The 20,820-nt window shown below is 59.7% G+C and carries 14 protein-coding genes; 3 read left to right on the forward strand and 11 right to left on the reverse strand.

Annotated features, from left to right (window positions below; translation table 11 throughout):
• From larB to DW180_RS08450, 3 genes are read left to right on the forward strand one after another with little or no spacing between them, the layout of a single operon-like run.
• A complete protein-coding gene (gene larB / locus DW180_RS08440; protein ID WP_117773175.1) occupies nucleotides 1-783 on the forward strand; it encodes a nickel pincer cofactor biosynthesis protein LarB in 783 nt (260 codons plus the stop codon).
• A 10-nt stretch (nucleotides 784-793) separates the two neighbouring features.
• On the forward strand, nucleotides 794-1,711 hold the full coding sequence (locus DW180_RS08445) for a LarC family nickel insertion protein (protein ID WP_117773177.1): 918 nt from the start codon (nucleotides 794-796) through the stop codon (nucleotides 1,709-1,711).
• A 2-nt stretch (nucleotides 1,712-1,713) separates the two neighbouring features.
• The gene (locus DW180_RS08450) at nucleotides 1,714-2,253 is read left to right on the forward strand and encodes a TetR/AcrR family transcriptional regulator (protein WP_118238393.1); all 540 of its coding nucleotides are present in this window, start codon (nucleotides 1,714-1,716) and stop codon (nucleotides 2,251-2,253) included.
• A 303-nt stretch (nucleotides 2,254-2,556) separates the two neighbouring features.
• Here DW180_RS08450 and larD read toward each other — a convergent pair whose 3' ends face one another.
• From larD to htpG, 11 genes are all read right to left on the reverse strand, one after another.
• Nucleotides 2,557-3,288: a D/L-lactic acid transporter LarD gene (gene larD, locus DW180_RS08455; protein WP_118238394.1), complete on the reverse strand. Its 732-nt coding sequence runs from the start codon at nucleotides 3,286-3,288 to the stop codon at nucleotides 2,557-2,559.
• A gap of 49 nt (nucleotides 3,289-3,337) precedes the next feature.
• Entirely contained in the window at nucleotides 3,338-4,615 is a 1,278-nt protein-coding gene (gene larA / locus DW180_RS08460; RefSeq protein ID WP_118066398.1) for a nickel-dependent lactate racemase, read from the reverse strand.
• Nucleotides 4,616-5,148: 533 nt separating this feature from the next.
• Complete coding sequence (locus tag DW180_RS08465; RefSeq protein WP_369831527.1) at nucleotides 5,149-7,962, reverse strand: phosphoenolpyruvate carboxylase; 2,814 nt, start codon at nucleotides 7,960-7,962, stop codon at nucleotides 5,149-5,151.
• A 257-nt stretch (nucleotides 7,963-8,219) separates the two neighbouring features.
• Complete coding sequence (hisS, locus tag DW180_RS08470) at nucleotides 8,220-9,533, reverse strand: histidine--tRNA ligase (protein WP_118238396.1); 1,314 nt, start codon at nucleotides 9,531-9,533, stop codon at nucleotides 8,220-8,222.
• 304 nt (nucleotides 9,534-9,837) lie between these two features.
• Nucleotides 9,838-10,107, reverse strand: coding sequence for a hypothetical protein (locus DW180_RS08475; protein ID WP_199569960.1), 270 nt, complete (start codon nucleotides 10,105-10,107; stop codon nucleotides 9,838-9,840).
• Nucleotides 10,064-10,246: a hypothetical protein gene (locus DW180_RS08480; RefSeq protein ID WP_117637367.1), complete on the reverse strand. Its 183-nt coding sequence runs from the start codon at nucleotides 10,244-10,246 to the stop codon at nucleotides 10,064-10,066. Before DW180_RS08480 ends, DW180_RS08475 begins: the two co-directional genes overlap by 44 nt.
• 40 nt (nucleotides 10,247-10,286) lie before the next feature.
• Nucleotides 10,287-11,582: a M20 family metallopeptidase gene (locus DW180_RS08485; protein ID WP_118238397.1), complete on the reverse strand. Its 1,296-nt coding sequence runs from the start codon at nucleotides 11,580-11,582 to the stop codon at nucleotides 10,287-10,289.
• A 116-nt stretch (nucleotides 11,583-11,698) separates the two neighbouring features.
• Nucleotides 11,699-12,682 carry a DMT family transporter gene (locus DW180_RS08490; RefSeq protein ID WP_117765433.1) on the reverse strand — a complete coding sequence of 328 codons (984 nt, stop codon included), beginning with the start codon at nucleotides 12,680-12,682 and terminating at the stop codon, nucleotides 11,699-11,701.
• Nucleotides 12,683-13,021: 339 nt separating this feature from the next.
• On the reverse strand, nucleotides 13,022-15,211 hold the full coding sequence (locus DW180_RS08495) for a YhgE/Pip domain-containing protein (RefSeq protein WP_118238398.1): 2,190 nt from the start codon (nucleotides 15,209-15,211) through the stop codon (nucleotides 13,022-13,024).
• Complete coding sequence (locus DW180_RS08500; RefSeq protein ID WP_233539186.1) at nucleotides 15,212-17,986, reverse strand: YhgE/Pip domain-containing protein; 2,775 nt, start codon at nucleotides 17,984-17,986, stop codon at nucleotides 15,212-15,214.
• A 553-nt stretch (nucleotides 17,987-18,539) separates the two neighbouring features.
• Nucleotides 18,540-20,564 carry a molecular chaperone HtpG gene (htpG, locus tag DW180_RS08505; RefSeq protein ID WP_117816962.1) on the reverse strand — a complete coding sequence of 675 codons (2,025 nt, stop codon included), beginning with the start codon at nucleotides 20,562-20,564 and terminating at the stop codon, nucleotides 18,540-18,542.
• Nucleotides 20,565-20,820: the final 256 nt, after the last annotated feature.

The raw sequence follows: 20,820 nt of genomic DNA on the forward strand, positions 1-20,820 counted from the left end.
ATGGATAAGCGAGATCTTGAGCAATTGCTGAGCGATGTTGCCGGCGGAGCAGTCACCCCTGCCGACGCCCTCACGCGCATCCAGACGGCTCCGACCGCCGATTTGGGCTTTGCGCAGCTCGATCTTTCGCGCGGGGTGCGCCAGGGAGCCGGCGAGGTTGTCTACGGGGCCGGTAAAACCGCCGATCAGATTGCCGCCATTATCGAAGCACTGCGCGATGCCGGCCAGGAGCGCATCCTGGTCACGCGCTTGGATGCCGAAAAAGCCGCGCGCACCGCTGAGCTTCTCGGCAACGGCATCGACCTGGGATATGTCCCGGACGCCCAGCTCGCCCTCGTGGGCGGCAAGCCCTCCCCCACCGGCAACGGACGCATCGTCGTCGCCTGCGCCGGCACGAGCGACCTGCCCGTCGCCGAAGAAGCCGCGTTGACGGCCGAGTTCTATGGCAACGAGGTCGACCGCCTCTACGACGTAGGTGTCGCCGGCCTGCACCGCCTACTCGCGCATGCCGAGGAGCTTGCTCAGGCGCAGGTGGTCATCGCCATCGCCGGCATGGAGGGCGCACTGGCGAGCGTTGTCGGCGGCCTGGTAAGCTGTCCGGTCATAGCCGTTCCCACCAGCGTGGGTTACGGCGCGAGCTTTGGTGGCGTAGCCGCGCTGCTCGCCATGCTCAACTCCTGCGCCAGCGGCGTTTCGGTCGTCAACATCGACAACGGCTTTGGTGCCGCCTACCAGGCAAGTCTTATCAATCATCTGGGCGCCGGCACGCCCTGCGCCCGTTAAGGAGCATTCCATGTCCAATCATCAGCACACGCTTATCATCGACGGCACCTCGGGCATCAGCGGCGATATGACCGTCGCGGCCCTGCTCGACCTAGGCGCCAGCGAGGAGCACCTGCGCGAGCAGCTCGCCACGCTGCCGGTCGACGGCTTTACGATCGCCGTCACACGCGTAAGCAAGCATGGCATCGACGCCTGCGACTTTGACGTCCAGCTTGCAGAGGAACTCGAGAACCACGATCACGATATGGCCTGGCTCTACGGCAACAAAGCGGCTGCCGAGCACACACACGAGCATGAGCACCACCATCATGATCATGGCGAGCACGAGCACGAGCACTGCCACGAGCATGACCATGAGGCCCACGGTCATGGCCACGAGGGTCACCATCACGCCCACGGCCATCACCACCGTTCTTTGGCGGACGTCACCGCCATCATCGATGGCTCGCAGCTAAGCGATGGCGCCAAGCGTCGCGCCCTCGCCATTTTTTCCGTACTCGCTGATGCCGAGGCAAAGGCTCACGGCAAAACGCCCGACACCGTCCTGTTTCATGAGGTGGGCGCCGTCGACTCCGTCGTCGACGTCTGCTCCGTTGCCATCTGCCTCGACGATCTGGGTATTGAGGATATCGTGGTCGAGTCGCTCTCCGAGGGCCACGGAACCATCCGTTGCGCCCACGGCCTTATGCCCATTCCCGTCCCCGCTGTCGTCAACCTGTGTCAGGCGGGCAATATCGCCCTCACGCCTGCACCGGTCGCTGGTGAGCTCGTGACGCCCACGGGCGCTGCCGTCGTCGCCGCACTGCGCACGTCCGAGCACCTGCCGGTCCGTTACCACATCGAGGCCGTCGGCTACGGCGCCGGCAAGCGCCCTTACGAGGGCTGCTCCGGCACGCTCCGCTGCCTGCTCGTTCACGCGGACGCATAGCCATGGATGCCCGCAAGGAAAAAAGCCGCGCCGCCATCGTTGCAGCATTCTCCGAGCTCCTTCGCGAGGAGGACTACGGCAAGATCACCGTCGGCGACATCATCGCTCGCGCCCATGTGGGTCGGGCCACGTTCTACGGCCTCTTCAAGAGCAAAGATGACCTACTGTCCGAGCTCGTGAGCGACATCTGCACCCACGCCCTCGACGACGATGGCACACCGCTCGATGATCCGCTCGTACAAGTCGAGCATATCCTCAACAACCTCTGGGAACGCCGCCAGGGCGTACGAGCCCTCGTAGCCGGCGCCGGCTCACGCGTCTTCGCCGACTGCTTACGCAAGACCATCATGTCACGAGCAGCCGAAACCGTCCCCACCGACCCAAACGGCCCCGCCGCCACCATGGACCGAAGCTTCCTACTACACCACATAGCCTCAAGCTTCGTAGGAATGGTCCAATGGTGGGCCTGGCACAACTTCCAAGCAGACAAAGCCGAAGTAGCCAAAGACTACCTATCAGCCATTAAGCCTCTCTTCAGCTAAGTAAGAAGCCCATCCCAAAGCATCGCCCCAACCCAAGCCGCCACGCATCCCAAAGTGTCACTCGCGCTTCAACGCCCCTACCAGCAACAAGCCCCTCCCATCCAAATTCAGATTTATATGTTGGGTTGCTTGTTCCAACGCGACTAAGATCCCGCAGCTGTCCGCATGGGGTAACTTCCCAGCGCATTCCGCAGGACGAAAGAACCCCCGCCGCACGAAGTGCGCAGCGGGGGTTCTTTCATGTCCGAGGACGCGCTGGGAAGTTACCCCATGCGGACGGCGGACAACCTATGTAGCCTTGGACTAAAACATGCCCAAGAAACCATGCACAAACAGCGCAGCCACAATGGCACCGACAAACGGAGCGATACCAGGAACAAGCAGACCGTACTTCCAGTTGTTGTCAGCCTTGTTCTTGATCGGTAGCACCTGATAGGCCATGCGGGGACCAAGGTCGCGTGCCTGGTTCATGGCGAAGCCGGTGATGCCGCCCATGCCCATGCCAACGGCCCAGACAATCAGGCCGACGCAGATGGCGAGCATCAAAACGTTCTCGCCAGCACGGCTAGCAGCAGCAAGGATGGCGCTAATGAACACGAAGGTGCAGATGGCCTCGCAGAAGAAGTTGCGGGCATAGTTCGTACCCTCGGTGGTGGGGTTGGTCGAGAAGATGTTGCGCTGGGCAATGGGGTCGACGACGCCCTCGGAAGCCTTGAACTCATCGGCATACATAAACCAAGCGATCACGGCACCCACAAAGCCGCCGAGCATATCGGCAAGCATGAAGGGGATGCAGTTGCCCCACGGCACCAGGCCGACGATGCACTGGGCAAGCACCATGGCGGGGTTCATGCACACGGCGCCGCCAAAGATAAACAGGCAGGCCGAGATACCAAAAGACCAGGTGGTGATGGCAAACATATGACCAGAGCCCTGATACTTGGTGCCCTTGAGCACGGTATCGCAGTGCACGCCCACGCCAAAGACGATCATGAGGGCCGTCGCGCCGAATTCGCAGAGGAGTTTGGTAAGCATAAAACCTTATCTTTCTTGTCGGTTATAAACGATTCGTTTGGGCCACGCACTAGTGCTGCGCGACGACAACGCCCAGGCCATCGGGAATGACGGCAACCTTGGCATCGGCACCCTTCATCTCAAAGGCGAGCTTGAGCGCCTCCTCGATAGTGTTGACCGGCGTCATGTGCATATCCTTGAGCATCTGGTGATCGCACAGGTCGGTGACCATGATCACGGGGTGATGCGCCAGGATGCGGGCAAAGATCTGGCTCGTCCACTGGTCGGGCAGGGTCTCGTCCTTGGGACGGTCGATGCAGGCGCGCTCAAACTCTGCCGGATCGTTGTCGGCGATGTTGTGATAGAAGCCCTCGCCACCGTGACCGTCGGCACAACCGGCGACATCGATGATCACACCGCCCTCGGGAAGCGTGGCCTCGGCAGCGCACATGCCCTTCACGGCCTGATAGATGTTCTGGTCGAGCGGGTAACCACCGTTGGTAGTGATGGCAATCTCGCACTCGACGGGCTCAACGCCGGCAAGGCTCTTCACGAAGTCGCAGCCGGCCTCGTGCGCCTTGTGGATGTCGCCGGCAAAGGAGCCAATGACCTCGTGCTTGCCGTTGAGCACCACGTTGAGCACAAAGGCAAGGTGAGCCATCTCGGCAGCGGCAAACATATCCTCGCTCACGTGGTTGTGGCACAGGTTGCCGGCACGCGAGTGGGAATCGTTCACAAACTGACCGTTGTGGTTGTACATGATGGTCTTGTAGCTGGCGATGCCGGGCAGGACGGACTTGCGGCTACCAGAGAAACCGGCAAAGAAATGCGGCTCAATGAAGCCCTCGGCAAGCAGCAGATCGCAATCGGCAGCAATCTTGTTGATGATGCACTCGCCACCAGAAGGCAGGGTACCGATCTTTTTCATCATGCTGTCGTCGGTCGCGACATGCATGACGATCTCCTCGTTAGCGACGATCTCCTCGCCGTACTTGTTAACGAGTTCCTCGTGCGTCGAGGGGCGATGCATGCCGGTCGCGACCAGGATGCGCACACGTGCCTCGGGAGCGGCAGCGTGGATGTGATGCAGCAGAATAGGCATCGTCACACGCGAGGGAACGGGACGCGTATGGTCGGAGCTAATGATAACGATATCCTTCTTGCCAGCACAAAGCTCCTCGAGCGAAGGCGAGCCATAAGGGTTGGCAAGTGACTCCTCTACCAGCTCTTCCTGAGATTTTGTAGTCTTAAACTCGTTTTGATGACCTTCCATCACACCCGCGAAGTTCTTATCCTCGAGCTCCAGATGCAACGTCTTGTGGTCAAACGGCAGTTCACATTCAAACAATGACGAGCGCCCTCTTCCTTTCAACTGACACACTAGATAAACCGTTGGAAGGATACGCCGCTCACCGAAAAACTCCACCGTCCACCGACTCATTAACACAACGTTCATATTTGACCCACAACAAAACGGCCGTGATCCCAAACGGGACCGCAGCCGCTACAGTCGTAAGTCAAGAAGCGCCACATGCATCTCAATCCCGATCGATAAGACGCGAGGCGCGAAGCGCGCCTTATTCCCTTCAGCTTTAATCCCAGAAGACCGAGGACGAAGGGACCCGACGGGTTTCCCTCTGAATGCATTCCGCAGCACGAAGCCCCATCAAAGTGCGCGAAGCGCGCCATCTTTTCCCCAGCCAGTAATCCTCCGAAGACCGGACATCGCAGGGGCCGCCATATGTTTACTTTCCGGCGCACTCCACAGGACGCAAGAAGCCCTCGCCGCACGAAGTGCGCAGCGAGGGCTTCTTGCATGTCCGAGGACGCGCCGGAAAGTAAACATACGGCGGCCCCGGACAGCGACTACAGGGCTATCGATTACCCCGTGTTCTGCAATCCTGCCGAGACGCCGGTCACAGTCGAAAGAATCAGGCTCATGTACTCGGCCTTCTTCTCCTCCGCCATCTCGTCCTGGTTCATACGCACCTCGCGAAGGGCGCGGACCTGAGCGATGGACAGGGCGTCGACGTAGGGGTTGCGCACACGAACGGCGCAGCCAAGCACGCGGCGACGCTGCAGCGGCCACTCGTCACCGACGATGGCAAGGACCCACTTACGGGTAAGCTGCATCTCGGTGAAGACCTTCTCGGACAGATCCTGGCGATCGCCCAGGTGCAGGTACATCTTGGCGATGCGCTGATCGGTCTTAGCGATCGACATCTCGATGTTGTCGATGAACGTGCGGAAGAACGGCCACTCCTGGTAGGCAGCCTTGAGCTGGTCAAGATCGCCCAGCTGCTCGCAGGCGGTGCCCAGGCCGTACCAAGCGGCCAGGTTAATGCGCGCCTGGCTCCAGCTGAAGATCCACGGAATGGTACGCAGGTCGTCGAGCGACTTGGCACCCAGACCGCGCTTGGCGGGACGCGAGCCGATCGGCAGCAGACCGACCTCGGTCAGCGGCGTCACGGTCGAGAACCACGGTGTAAAGTCCTCGGTATTCAGCAGGTCCAGATAGCGCTCATGGCTTACTGCGTTGAGCTTCTCCGCCATATCCCAAAACTTCTGCGTGGTCTCGGTGTTGGTCTTCTCGACGCTCGGGGCCGACTGCAAAAGCGTTGCGGCGGCAACGGACTCAACATGGCGCTGAGCCAGCGTGCGGTTGCCGTAACGGGCAAAGATGACCTCGCCCTGCTCGGTGAGCTTAAAGAAGCAGTTGACCGAACCCTTGGGCTGCGCCAGCACGGCCTTGTTGGCCGGACCGCCGCCACGGCCCACGGCACCGCCGCGACCGTGCATGAGCACCAGGTCGATATCGTTCTTCTCGGCCCACTTGGCAATGCGCTCCTGCGCGGAGTGCAGCGCGAGCATGGCCGTGGTAGGACCGGCATCCTTGGAGGAGTCGGAATAGCCCAGCATGACCTCCATGCGGCGGTTGGTCTGGGCAAGGCGCTTTTGCACCACGGGCAGCGTAAGCATCTGGTCGAGCACGTCGACGCAGCCCTCGAGGTCCTCGAGCTGCTCGAACAGCGGGATCACGTCGAGCTCGGGGACATCCTCCTCGTGTGCAAAGGACAGGTGGGCAAGCTCAAAGACGTCGGCCACATGCTGGGCGCTCTTGGTGAACGAGATGATGTAGCGGTGCGCCATCTTCTTGCCGTAGCGCTTTTGGATGGAGCCGATAGCACGGAAGGTATCGATGACCTCGCGCGTCATGGGCTGCAGATCGCCGTGGATACCGTTCTCGTGGATATCCTTGAGGGCGCGGGCGTGCACCACGGAGTGCTGACGGAACTCCATCTCGACCATATGGAAGCCGAAGGACTCGACCTGCCAGATGATGGTCTGGACCGGGCCGTAGGCAGCACGGACGGCACCGCAAGCGGCCAGCGAGCGCTGGACGACGCGCAGGTCATCCAGGAACTCATCGGCGCTGTGGTACATGGTGTCGGTGATGCGACGCACGGTGGCGTTCAGACGATCGGCCATGACGAGCATGACGGCGCGATGCGGCTCGTGCTCGGAGATCAGCTCGGCGCGGGCCGTGTACTGGGTGCTCATCTCGACCTGATGGTTCCACAGGTTGATGAGCTCGGCAGAAGGCTTGCTGTAGGTGGCCTCGAGCGTGAGGTTGCGGCCGATGCGGCGGCACTTGTCCTCGAGCTTGAGCACCATGTGAGTGAAGTACTTGGCGGCGACCTCACGGCTCACCTTGGCGGTGACGTTGGGGTTACCGTCGCGGTCGGAACCGATCCAGCTGCCGGGATGGAAGAACGCCGGGCACAGCGGCGGCACGGTACCGGCCTTGTCGCCCAGCACCCAGTCGTCAAAGCGACGATAGATGACGGGGATGACGTCGAACAGCGTGTTATCGAAGATGTCGATGATGGTATCGGCTTCCTCGACCGGCGTGGGCTTCTTGAGCGCGATGGGGCTCGTACGCACCAGGGCGTCGATCTCCTGCAGCATATGGCGCTCGTTCTCCACCAGGTCGGAGCCGCCCAGACGCGGACGCTCCTCCAGCAGATTGGAGATACGGCGAATCTTGCCCTCGACGGCCTTGCGACGGGCCTCGGTGGGATGTGCGGTAAAGACAGGGTGGAACTCGAGCTTGCCGAGCAGCTCGTTGGCGCCCTCGACACCCATCTCGTTTACCAACCGGTGATAGGCGACGGTGAGCTCGTTGGCGGGATCGACCTCGGTATCGGTCGATGCGCCGGCCTCGCGCTCGCGCAGCTGCGCCACACGGTAGTTCTCCTCCGACAGGTTTGCCAGGTGGAAGAAGCTCGTAAAGGCGCGAACGATGACCTGCTGCTTATCGAGCGGCAGACTGTCGATAAGATCGACGACCTCACGGAATGCCACGGCGGTGGGCTCGTCGGCGGTGGGCACGCCCTGCTCGTCGACGGCCTCGTCGGCAGCGCGGGTACCGGGGTTGCCGGCATTGGCCACAATCTCGGCCGACAGGATCTTGTCGAACAGGTCCGCGATCTCAGGATCATACTCGCTAAGCACACGACGCTCCAGGCGCAGGAACAGCGCCAGATTGTCGCGCAGCTCCTCGGGGATCTCGATCTCGGCGAGACGCTCCCTGGACTCGGCATTCGAGCCGATTCGGTTAACGAGGCGGTTGACCACGGCAGCGACGCGCGCCGCGGCTTCGGGTACAGACTGGTTGCTTAGGTTCTCAGCCACGTTTCCTCCCATTCCTCCTTCTATGCACGTAACATGCGGTATTCATTATAGGCGCTTGCGAAATACTTTCGACACTGATTGCGCTTTACCACACAAAAGTATTTTCTGCATTGCAAGGGTTTTTGCTCTAAATGGTCGTATTTCTCGGTGGACGGCATACACAAACGGGGGCATTCCGCATAAATGCGAAACACCCCCGTAACAATCGCTCGCAATGGACGAGACACTCAAGCGGGTCCGCAGCTCAAAAAGATGCGCTACAGGCGCTCACGAACCGCCTCGACGACGTTGGCCAGCTCGGCAAGGACCTCTTCGTGGCTCTCCATGTCGCGCACCTTGACCTTGCCGGCGGCAAGCTCGTCGCCGCCCAGGACCAGGATGAGCTTGGCGCCCACCTTATCAGCCTGCTTAAACTGAGCTTTGAGCGAACGGCCCTGATAGTCGGCCTCGGTCACGATACCTGCGGCGCGAAGCTCCTGCGTAATGGCAAAGACGTTCTGGCGCAGCTCCTTGCCGGCGTTGGCGACATAGACGCACGGGGCCTCCTCGGCACCCAGATCGCTGCCAAAGGCCTGCAGGGCCAGCAGGGCGCGCTCAAAACCGACAGCGAAGCCGACGCCCGCCGTGGGCTTGCCACCCTCGAGCTCGACCAGGCCATCGTAGCGGCCGCCGCCGCCGATGGAGCCGACGCCGGCGCCGGGAGCCTCGACCTCAAAGACGGTACGGGTGTAGTAGTCCAAGCCACGCACCAAGGTGGGATCCTCGACATACTCGATACCCGCCGCATCCAAATAGCGCTTGACCTGCTCGTAGTGCTCGCGGCACTCATCGCACAGGTTGTCGCCCATCAGCGGTGCGTCGGCCATGATTTCGCGGCAGTGGTCGTTCTTGCAGTCGAAGGCACGCAGCGGATTGAGCTCGGCGCGCTCGCGGCACTCGTCGCACATCTCGTCGGCGTGATCGAGGATAAACTGCTTGACCTGCTCGCGATAGGCCGGACGGCATTGGGCATCGCCCATCGAGTTAATGAGCAGACGGAGCTTGGAAAGATCGAAACCAAGGCGCTTGTAGAACTCCATGAGCATGATGATGCACTCGGCGTCTGCTGCCGGATCGGGAGCGCCGAGCCACTCGATGCCCACCTGGTGGAACTGGCGCAGGCGACCCTTCTGGGGACGCTCGCCACGGAACATGGCCTCGGCATAATAAGCCTTAAACGGCGTGGAGCCCTGGGGCACCAGGTTGTTCTCCACGATTGCGCGCACCACACCGGCCGTGCCCTCGGGACGAAGCGCCAGGCGCTGCTTGGGCTTGAGCTTGCTATCGGTGCCCTCAGCAAAGACGCGCTCCAGGTTGGCGCCGCTAAAGACGCGGAACATCTCCTTGCGCACGACGTCGGTCGACTGGCCGATGCCGTGGACAAAGACGTCCACCTGCTCGATCGCGGGCGTCTCGATGGGCTTAAAGCCAAACGGCTCGAATACGCCGGCCGCAATCTGCTGCATCTTTTGCCAAGCGCGCATCTCGGCGCCGATAAGGTCGCGGGTTCCCTCCGCCTTCTGTGCCTGCATGGGCAAACACCTTTCTTTTGTATCGCGTCATAGATAGTGGACATTATACGGCACAAACACAAACCGCGGCGGTGCATCTGACCGAACGAGGGTATGGGGGCTCGTTCGGCCAGATGCGCCGCCGCGGCAGCCGATCCGCTTTCCTCCGACCCCTTTGGGTCACATGATCTGCTGGGGACGGAGGAAAACGGATCATTTCGTAGGCCCGTGGCCGCCTTGGAAACCGAATGATGGTACGAGCATCCATTCGGCTTCCAGGGCGGCCACGAACAGAACGGGGCAAACAGAAAAGAGCGACTGACGTCTACTCCCCCGCCACGCTCGCGCGCAGCTTGGCGGCGATGGGCTCAGACGCCAGCAAGAACGCCAGCATGACCACGGAGCACGCCAGGCACACAATCCAGATGCTCGCAAAGGAGCCCGTGGCATCGAACAGCACGCCCGAGACGATGGCGCCCACGGTGCCGCCGACCATCTCGAGCGAGGTAATGGTGCCCGTGACCTTACCGAGGTCGGCAATGCCAAACTGCTTAGACGCAGCGATCGTGGGCGTTGGAGATGGTGTACTGCGCAAGGGAAATGCCCAGGTCGCTGACGATCAACGGCTGGAACAGGCTCATGCAGTTGACGAAAATCGTGTAGCACGTGGCCATGATCACGAAGCCAGAGGCCACCACGAGCCAGCCGGGGAAGAGCTTACGTTGCTGAGACATGCTGTTCCTTTTTTAAACAAACGAGTAGCAAGATTGGGTGCTACCGGTGGTCGGCGATGTAGCCCAAAGCGACGGCGGCATAAGCCGCGGCGCCAAGGGGAAGCTCGGCATCGCTAAAACGTGCCTTGGGATGATGCTGAGCAAAATGCTCGTCCGTATCAGTCACGGCAGCGCCCACGGTAAAGTACGCACTCGGGATCTCGCTCGAGATCAACGCGAAGTCCTCGCTCGCCATGGCGTGGAACAGCGGCAGGAAGGCGGACTTGGGCAGCACCGCGCCCACGTAGCCAAGCGACGCCTGCGTCATGCCGTCGTCGAGTACCAGCGGCGGAACGTCCGAAAGCGTCTCGATGGTTGCCGGCGTACGATATGTTGCGGCAACGCCGTTGACGACCTCCGCGATGCGGGTCTTAAGGTGAGCCATGAGCTCGACATCGAAGCCGCGCAACGTTCCCTCGAGCACGCAGGTGTCGGGGATGACGTTGGCCGCCAAACCGCCAGCGAACTTACCCACGGTAAGCGCGACCTCCTTGGCCGCCGGCACCTCGCGAGAGATAAGCTCCTGAAGCGCCAGGTGCACATGCACGCCGGCCGTGATGGGGTCGATGCAGATCTCGGGGCTCGAGCCATGGCCACCCTTGCCCTGCAGCGTGATGCGGAAACCGTACACGCCCGAGAGCGCCGGACTCCCATAGAGCACCAGGCCAAGCGGCGACTGGCTATTGACATGCATGGCAAAGGCGGCCTGGGGACGCGGGTTCTGCAGCAGACCGTCGGCGATGGCGGCGCGGGCACCCTCAAAGGTTTCCTCGCCCGGCTGGAACAGCAACTTAACTGTGGCGTTAGCGTCGACAAGCTCGGACTCGCGGGCCTTGAGCAAACGGGCCGCGCCGAGCAGCGCCGTCGCATGCATATCGTGGCCACAAGCGTGCATGCAGCCGTTGGTGGAAGCGAAAGGCTCGCCCGATTCCTCGACAACGGGCAGGGCATCCATGTCGCCGCGAAGCATGATGACCGTACCGGCCTGTTCGTCCGTGCAGACGCCATTGCCCTGGGCCGCGGCGGCACCGGCGCCGACAAGGCCCACAACACAGGAACCATCGACGAGCGTGGCAAATGGGATTTCCATCTCGGTCAGGCGCGCTTGAATATACGCAGAGGTCTGCGGGAGGCTATTACCCAGCTCGGGCATCTGGTGTAAATCGTGTCGCCACACAGCGAGCTCGTCTGCAAAAGCCTGAGCTTCTGCAACGAGACCGTCACCGATAGCGGCCTGCGCCGCTGCGGTGGCCTTGGGCGCTGATTGCGGTTGAAGATCGGACAGAGCTGGTGCCATAAATGCCCTCCAGTAACGTTTTTGCAGCAAGCACTTTGATAGCGTAAAGTGCAAGGTACAACTTTAAGGGCGACGCATAAAAAATGCCGCCCCGAGAGGGCGGCGCAACAAGTTGTTTACAATTGCGGGCGCGGCTTTTTGCGCAAAAAATCGAAGTGAGTCTCGCTCAAGATAATCGACAGGAAGATAAGTACGAAGCCGGCGAGCAGGCGCGAGGTGAGCGCCTCCCCCATCAGCAGCACCGAAAACAACACGCCCGAAGGCGACTCCATCGAAAGAAGCAGTGAGCCCGTCGAGGCGGGGACATGCGCCAAACCGACGTTTTGGACGAGCAGCGCCGCGCATGTGCAGCCCACCGAGAGGAAAACAGCCACACCGATAAACTCCGGCGTCCATGCAGAGAGGGGCGCCTGAGTCTCGAATAGCAGCGACGTGATTAAACTCAAAACGCCATTGCCCACAAACATCCAAAACGTGATGACGTTGATGTCCATCTTGCGACCGTACTTGGCAGTCACCGCCATCTGGATGGCGAAGAAGATCGCGCCGCCCAAGGTAATAACATCGCCGGCATTGAACTCGACGCTATCGAGCGCTACCAGGCCAATACCCGCCAGGCACAACAACGCTGCACCCAGGTTATACCGGGTAAGCTTTTCACCGCTCAGGACATAGCTTGCAAACGGCACAAGGATGCAATACGTGCCGGTCAAAAAAGCGCTCTTGCCCGCCGTGGTCTGTGCCAGGCCGATCGTCTGCAAACCGTAGGCACCCCACATGAGCGCGCCCATGCCAAGCCCGACGATCAGGTTGCGGGCATTGAAATGAGCGATGATGCGCTTATGGAAAATTGCAAACATAACCAGTGATGCCGGGAGAAAGCGAACATAGACCAGCTCGAACACCGGAATGGTGTCGAGTGCGTCCTTCATAGTGGTAAAGGAGTAGCCCCAGATAATCGCCACCGAAAGCAGTAGAACTTTCCAGAACAACGGCGAGCGTGCGCCGGCACCCCGGGGAATACCACCCGCGCCCAAATCCTCACGGGCTACAGGGCTATCGGGCATGTTTTCGATTTCGTTGGCAGCGTATTGGGCCATGGAACATCCTCGCACTCAATCTGGGCGTGGTGTCCGCACGCGTATGGCTGCGTGCCGCCTCATGGTCAAATAAAAACGGGACGCGCCGGACCCCCGGCACGCCCCGCTACTGTAGCAACAACCAGCGTTGCACCGCAATCCAGCCCACTAAAGCATTTTGTTCCGCCGTTCTACCGAACGGCGGACCGGCCGACGCTGCGCGAGCCGCATTCACGCCAATCTGACGTTCAATTTCAAGGGCGCGACCAGAAGGTCAGCGCCCTTTCATTTCACGTCACCTTGGCGCAAATGCGGCTCGCTCGCTGGCATTAGCGCTGCATCGGCGTTAACGTTGCTGTACTAGATAAGCTTTGTTGATTCCAGCTTTTCGATGATCCAGTCGTTGGCTTTGATGACCGGGCGGCGGAAGACGACGCCCAGTGCCAGCGACGGAATCAGATAGCTCGCCAGAATGCCTAGCTCAATCCAGTACTCCATATGGTAGGCGCCAGCCATGGCGGCGTGCATGGCGTTGATGCCGTGGGTGAACGGCAGGAACGGATAGATCGCCTGGAACACAGGGCCGGTCATCTCGATGGGGAACGTACCGCCCGAACCGCCGACCTGCATAACCAACAGCACGACGGCGAGCGCCTTGCCGATATCGCCAAACGAAACCGTGAGCGTGTAGACGATATTGGAGAACACGAGACTCGCGACCCAGCCGGCAAGTACAAACTGCAGCGGGTTGTCGCATTGGATGCCAAAGAACAGGATGTCACCCGCGCACACGAGTGTCGCCTGCAGCAGGGCCAGACCTCCAAAGAACAGGTAGCGGCCCAGGTAGATCTCGTGCAGGCGCACGGGGATCAGCTCGTTGATGAGCTCATCGTCAACCGAGACCTTCATCATGGCCGCCAGTACAATCGAGCCCACCCACAGCGACAGAATCGTGTAGAACGGTGCCATGGCCGAACCGTAGTTGCGGATCGGATAGACCGGTTTGCGGTCGAGCGCGACGGGACCAGAAAGCGACACGGCCAAACCCTCGGGGTCGTTGCCGATCATCGTCTTAATCGTGGCCAGATCGTCCGACATAAGGGCACCGTCGAGCTCGTCCTTGAAAGCGCTAATCTTGTCCGACGCCTCGCCCAACTGATCAGAAGCCTTGTTGACCAGCGTCGCAGCCTTGGAGAGGCCCTTTGCGAGCGAGCCGGATGCATCGGTGAGGCCGCTCACGGCACTATCCAAGTCACCCGAGATACCGTTCAGGGAATCCAGAACGCCCGAAATGGTCTTCTTGAGCTCCTTGGCCTTAACCGAGAACGTGGAATCGTAGTCGGACTTGGCTCCCGAGATACCCGCCTTGGCATCGGCGATGGCCTGGTCGACCTCGGCACGCGAGTTGTTGACCTCCGCCATGCCGTCCAAAAGGGACTTTGCGGTCGCCGTCAGGTCCTTCGCATTGTTGCGGTACTCCACGGCAATTCTGCCCAGCGACGTCGCAGCGGACTCGAGACCGTCTTTGAGCTTGTCATCACTCACCTGGTCGGCAAGGTTACGGAGCTGATCGGCCATCGCATCGATATCGTCAGCACGCGTATTGAGCGCCGCTGCGGCTTCGTTGAGCTGAGACACCGTAAGGTAAACATGCTGATTCGCGGCATCGAATGCCTTCGCAAGCTCGGCGGACACGTTGTCGAACGAGCCCGCGCTTCCGTCAATCGCCGCGTCAACGGCATCGTTGGCGGCCTTGAGCGCTTCCTTGGAATCATTGATGCCACTCTTGGCGTGCTCCATCAGCTGCTTCGCCGACTCATCAACGGTGCCCGTCTGCTTGAGCATGCCGCCCGCCGATGTCAGTGAATCGGACGTGGAGCTCAAAATGCCCGCGAGCGACGTCGCACTCGCCTGAACGTCCTGCAGGTCCTCGACCGAATCGCCCAGCGTCGAGGACAGATTGGCGATAAAGCTGCTCACCTGGTCGGTACTCATATAGTCGAGCAGGCTGGACACGGTCTTAAGGCCGATGGTCGTGATGGTCTTGGTAAAGGTCTCGTTGACCTGACTCTGGACGGCGCTCGAACCCTTTTCAGTCACGATCTGTGCGATGGCGTTGGCCTTCTGATTCTCATAGAACTCGATATCGGCGTGCTTCACCTCGGTCGAGAAAAGCGTCATCATGTCGGCGCTAAACGTTTTAGGGATAACGACGGCAGCGTAGTACGCGCCCGACTTAACGCCCTCAATCGCCTTATCACGGTCGTTGAGGACGACCCAGTCGAAGTTCTCGTTGCCGCGCAGGGTGGCGGTTACGTTTTCGCCCACGTTGACCTCGACGGGAATCAGATCGCTCTCGTAACCCTCATCGGTGTTGACCACGGCGATCTTAAGGTTGCCGGTATTGCCGTAGGGATCCCAGCTTCCGGCGATGTTAAACCATGCATAGAGACATGGCACGATGATCAGGCCCATCACGACGACCATGCCGATCACGGAGCGAGACACGTTTTGGACATCGCGCTTAAACAGGTGCAGGATGTTTTTCATTTATGCCTCACCTCCTTTAGAGTGCTTGCCAAGCGAGGTGGTGTCCCCGTCGTTTCCGTTTACGTTGTCAGCGCCGTCGGCATCTTGAGCCTTACGATGCGCACCGATATGCGACAGACGGCTCGTAGGCTGTTCGCCTCCCTTGGCGCCACGCTCGCTGGCGTTGAGACCAAACATGCGACGGGCGGCAGGGATGGCAGCCGTGTGCTCGCGCATCTCGCGGCGAAGGTCCTCGTCCGAAAGCGCCGAGATACGCATCTGGGTATTGAGGCTCGCACGGATGTATTCGATGTTGATGAGCCAGCCGCAGATGGCGATAACCGAAATGATCCAGATAACGAGCAGGATGATCTTGCCGTTATTGTCGATATCGAGCACCGTCGAAAGCACAAAGAGCAGAACCTGCACGCCTACCACGGCGGCAAAACCGCCCTTGATGTAGTACGGGTAGCGATGCTCAAACGCCACGGCATGATCGAGCAGCTCGCGACGGTACGAATCCGAATCGAGCATGACGCGCATGGCCGTGCGCAGCGAATAGCGCTGGCGCGGCAGGTCGTTGGACTCGCAGATCATGAGGCCCGTCGTGGAAAGCTGCTTGTCAAAGAGCAGGTTGAGGTTGAGCAGCAGCGGACGCAGCTGCAAGCCAATAAAGAGTGCGATGGCAAGGAACACGCCCAGGATGCACAGGTTGAACAGGTAGTTGAACGAATACATGCCACCGACGGTCTCGCGCAGCAGGTTGATGCCATAGGTGAAGGGCAGCAGCGGATGCAGCCATTGGAAGAAGCCGGGCATCATCTCGATGGGATACATGCCCGACGAGCCGGGGATCTGCACAATGACGAGGATGACGCCAATGGCTTTACCGATATGCTTAAACGTGGTGGACAGCGCATAGATGATGTTGACGTAGGTGAACGAAATAGCGATGCCGCCCAGTACAAAGAGCAGCGGATTGACGCACTGAACGCCAATGACCAGATCTCCCACCGTAACGATGATGGCCTGCAACGCACCCAGGATCACCAGCAGCAGCCAGCGGCCAAAGTAGCCCTGACGCGCCGTAAAGCTACCGATGCCCTCGCGGTCGACCTCGAGTTTATAGATAGCGATGAGCACATAGCCGCCTACCCACAGCGCCAGATTGGTGTAGAAGGGCGCGATGCCCGAGCCAAAGCTCTTGACCGGATAGATTGACTTGGACGTCAGCTCAACCGGAGATGCCATGAAATCTGCCACGTCATTGACGTCGACGTCCATGAGGTCGGCTAACTCGCCCATAGACTCAGAGGTCTGCAGCGCCGCAATGTCATTGGCGGCGGTCACGAGCTTGTCCTGAACCTTGGCAAGGGAGGCGTCGGTTTGGGACAGCGTGGTCTTTGCCTGCTTGAGCGTGGCGTCGAGCTGCGCCAGCGTGCCGCGCGCGCTCGCTATCGTGGGGGTCATACCCGACACAATGCCGGTCAAATCGCCCGAAACGGCGGCAAAGGAGTCAAGCGCGCTCGAAGCCTTCGGAAGTGCGTTCTGACCCAGATCGGTCTGAGCCTGACCGAGGTTAGCCGTACCGGTCTGAATTGCCGCGTTGAGTGCGTTGCTCGCGTTCGAGATTGCCGTAGCGTCGTTTGCCATGGCGCTCGATTGTGCAGAAAGGCCATCCTTGATGCTCTGCAGCTTCTGGTTTTGCTCGCGAAGCGAATCGATGGTCGATACAATGCGCGCGTCAATTTCCTCGGAACCTGTCGACGTGTCATTAACGAGAATCTCCAAGTGCCCGATAACGGCCTTATTGTGATCGATCGTCGCCTGGAGAGACTCGAGCGAGTTGTCGATGCGGGTGGTCGTAGATGTGACCGTACCCGTTAGCTTGCCAATCGCAGCGTTCGCGGAGGCTGACGTCTTGGTGAGTGCAAGGCTACCTTCCGAGAGTGCCTTGGAGAGCGAGGTGATAGAGTTGCCCGCCGTGGCGCGAGCCTCGCCCAGCAGGTCGTTGCCCTGGGAGATTGCCTGCGTCAGCGACGGTGCCTGACCTTGCAAGCCGGCAAGCGCCGCATCAGCCGAGGCGATAGCGCCACTCGTCTTATCGATGGCGGCATTCATATCGCCAATCGAATCGCGCACCTCACCCAAGGTGTCGGATGCCTCGGACACCGAACTTGTCAGCGAGTCCTGAGTCTGGGTTGCCTTGTCCTTTAAATCGACACCGGCATCCTTGGCGATACTGGCAACAGTCTCGCCCACCGTGGAGACAAACTCCGAGTTGATCTGCTCCTCGATGGTGTTGGCACCGGTATCGGTGACCTTGGGCGCAATGGCGCTCTTCTTCTCATTGACGTAATAGGTGAGCTTCGGCTGATGGTAATTGCCATCGAGCATCGAGACAAGATTGTCGGAGAAGTTCTTGGGGATTACGATCGCCGCGTAGTATTCCCCGCTCTCGACGCCCTCTTTGGCATCGGCAGCCGAGTCGACGAAGGTCCAGCCCAGCTGATCGTTTTCCTTGAGCTGGTCGACCACCTTATCGCCTGCATTGAGCTCGCCCACCAAGTCATTCTGGGTGCCCTGATCGTTGTTGGCGATGGCGATTTTAATGCCCTGGGTATTTCCGTACGGATCCCAGTTGGCAACGATGTTGTACCAGGCATACAGCGAGGGAATGACGCACACGCCCAAGGTAACCACCAGGGCGACGGGGTTCATAAGCAGTCGCTTAATGTCGCGCTTAAATATCGCAAAGGAGACCTTTGCGTTGGATAGTTTGCTGCCGAGACTCACGCTTGGACCATCCATCCTGTCGTTGAATCAAATCGTACTATCAAAAACCATTGTACGTAGGCGCTTTAGCGTCTCGAAGCACAATGGTATTGAGTTTTGCGGGTAGCAATATACTACGAAGATTAGTTAACGTACAGTTGTACAGTATCTCAAATTTCAGCAGGTCACAAAACCACAACCCGCACAAATTAGCAATCCGAATAGTCATCGGGGGCGTTCTTAAACGACCAGTCAAACAAGAACGTCCCCAACGACTACCCATATAAGAACGTTCCCAATGACTACTCATTTAAGTCTGTCCCCAATGAGTACCCCGCCGCAGGTTAAGCATAAGCCAGCGAGCGGGTCGCATTTGAGACAAGGTGACGTGAAACGAAAGGGCGCTGACCTTCTGGTCGCGCCCTTGAAGTTGAACGTCAGATTGTCCAAATGCGGCCCGCGCAGCGTCGGCCGGTCCGCCGTTCGGTAGAACGGCGGAACCCCCCAATTGCCGCTTAGGGGCGTTTGCAGCGTCGAGTAGTTACGCGGTTCGTAGAACCGCGTAACTACCCAATTACATAAGCTCGCAGACAGCTGCTGCGAAGGCAACGGGGTCCTCAGGGAGGATGCCCTCGACCAGCAGGGCCTGATCGTAGAGCAGGCCGGAGTACTGCTTGATCTTGTCGGCGTCGCCGGCCTTCTGGGCAGCGACGAGCTTGGCGAAGACCGGGTGTTTGGCGTTGAGCTCGAGCACGCGCTGGCTCTTGGGCATACCGTCGGGCGCGCCCTCAGGACCCTTCTGAAGCACCTTCTCCATCTCGAGCGAAAGCGGACCCTCGGTGGTGATGCAAGCGGGGGCATCGGTCAGGCGCGCGGAGACGGCAACTTTCTCGACCTTGTCACTGAGCGCCTCCTTCATAGCGCTAAAGAGGTCCTCGTTCTCCTTGGTGGCGTCCTCGGCCTCCTTCTTCTCGTCCTCGGTCGCCAGATCAAGATCGCCAGTCGCGACGTTCTTGAGCTCCAGGTGACGATCCTCGACCTCGGGCTCGGCACCGTCGGCAACGGCCTTCTCGGCAGCCTCGCGGGCGGCGTCGTCTTCGTAGATCTTAGGCATATCGGCGGCAACGTACTCACGCATAGCCTGGAACGTAAACTCATCCACATCCTGCGTCAGCAACAGCACGTCATAGCCGCGCTCGAGCACGCCCTTTACCACGGGCATCTTGGCCAAGCGCTCACGCGAGTCGCCGGCGGCGTAGTAGATGGCCTTCTGATCCTCGGGCATGCCCTTGGCATACTCGGCCAGGGTAATCATCTTCTGCTCCTTGGCAGACCAGAACAGTAGCAGGTCGGCGAGCTCATCGGCCTTCATGCCATAGCTCGAGTAGATGCCGTACTTAAGGCCGCGGCCAAAGTTCTCAAAGAACTTCTCGTAGGCCTCGCGGTCGTTGTCGCGCATGTCCTCAAGATCGGCAGTGATCTTCTTCTCGACACGCTTGGCAATGGCCTTGAGCTGACGGTTCTGTTGCAGCGTCTCACGCGAAATATTGAGCGTCACGTCGGCAGAGTCCACGACACCGCGCACAAAGTTGTAGTAGTCGGGCAGCAAGTCGTCGCACTTCTCCATAATCAGCACGTTGGAACTGTAGAGCGCCAGGCCCTTCTCGTAGTCCTTGCTGTACAGATCGAACGGGGCGCGACCCGGCACAAACAGCAGCGCATCGTACTCAAGCGTACCCTCGGCATGGAAGCTGATAGTGCGCGCGGGATCGTCAAAGTCGTGGAACGTGGACTTGTAGAACTCGTTGTAATCCTTCTGCTCAACGTCGGAGCTGCGCTTTTTCCAAATCGGCGTCATGGAGTTGATGGTCTCGAGCTCCTGGTAGTCCTCGTACTCGGGCTTGTAGTCGTCGCCGGCGTCCTCGGGCTTGGGTTTCTGGCGGCTCTTGCTCACCATCATCTGAATCGGGTAGCGCACATAGTTGCTGTACTGCTGAATCAGGCTCTTGAGGCCCCACTCGGTCAGGAAGCGATCGTAGGTCTCGGCCTCGCCGTCGGCGTCGAGCTTCTCGTTCTCGCGCAGCGTCAGGATGACATCGGTACCGTGCTCAGCACGCTCGCCATCCTCGATGGTGTAGCCCTCAAGACCGTCGGACTCCCAAACGTGGGCGGTGTCCTCGCCATAGGCGCGGCTGACAACCTTTACGTGGCTGGCAACCATAAAGGCAGAGTAGAAGCCCACGCCAAACTGACCGATGATGTCGACATCGGAACCCTGCTGCTCGGCGTTCTCAGTCTTAAACTCCTCGGAGCCGGAATGGGCGATGGTGCCCAGATTGCGCTCGAGCTCCTCGGCGGTCATGCCGATACCGTTATCCGAAATGGTGATGGTACGGGCATCTTTATCAAAGGAAACACGGATGGCCAGGTCGCCCTGGTCGAGCTTGACACTCGGATCCTGCAGGCTCTTAAAGTTGAGCTTGTCGACGGCATCGCTCGCGTTGGAGATAAGCTCGCGCAGGAAGATTTCCTTATTGGTGTAGATGGAGTTGATCATGAGGTCGAGCAGTTTTTTGCTCTCGGTCTTAAATTGACGCATGTGCAGTCCTTTCGCGCTACCCCCGTCCGCAAAAACGGCCCGGTTGCCCGAGCCGCATCGCAGACCTGCTATGTTCAGACTTAGATTTTATAACCCATTAGCGCGCATATATACATACGGAATCGAAAAACTGTATGTCCAAACGTTCTGATGCGCCAATTGCCAAAGAGTGTCCCAAACTGCCGGCAGAGACGATATGAGCAGGACATAAAACATTGAGAGCCCCTGCTGCATGAAAGACCGCGGATTAGGCCGA

The sequence above is a fragment of the Collinsella sp. AM16-21 genome (assembly GCF_003471905.1).
In the GTDB taxonomy this organism is placed as follows: domain Bacteria; phylum Actinomycetota; class Coriobacteriia; order Coriobacteriales; family Coriobacteriaceae; genus Collinsella.

Coding starts and splice junctions, on each gene's coding strand:
- larB (WP_117773175.1), top strand. CDS start 1: ATGGATAAGCGAGATCTTGAGCAATTGCTGAGCGATGTTGCCGGCGGA.
- DW180_RS08445 (WP_117773177.1), top strand. CDS start 794: ATGTCCAATCATCAGCACACGCTTATCATCGACGGCACCTCGGGCATC.
- DW180_RS08450 (WP_118238393.1), top strand. CDS start 1,714: ATGGATGCCCGCAAGGAAAAAAGCCGCGCCGCCATCGTTGCAGCATTC.
- larD (WP_118238394.1), bottom strand. CDS start 3,288: ATGCTTACCAAACTCCTCTGCGAATTCGGCGCGACGGCCCTCATGATC.
- hisS (WP_118238396.1), bottom strand. CDS start 9,533: ATGCAGGCACAGAAGGCGGAGGGAACCCGCGACCTTATCGGCGCCGAG.
- DW180_RS08480 (WP_117637367.1), bottom strand. CDS start 10,246: ATGTCTCAGCAACGTAAGCTCTTCCCCGGCTGGCTCGTGGTGGCCTCT.
- DW180_RS08485 (WP_118238397.1), bottom strand. CDS start 11,582: ATGGCACCAGCTCTGTCCGATCTTCAACCGCAATCAGCGCCCAAGGCC.
- DW180_RS08490 (WP_117765433.1), bottom strand. CDS start 12,682: ATGGCCCAATACGCTGCCAACGAAATCGAAAACATGCCCGATAGCCCT.
- DW180_RS08495 (WP_118238398.1), bottom strand. CDS start 15,211: ATGAAAAACATCCTGCACCTGTTTAAGCGCGATGTCCAAAACGTGTCT.
- htpG (WP_117816962.1), bottom strand. CDS start 20,564: ATGCGTCAATTTAAGACCGAGAGCAAAAAACTGCTCGACCTCATGATC.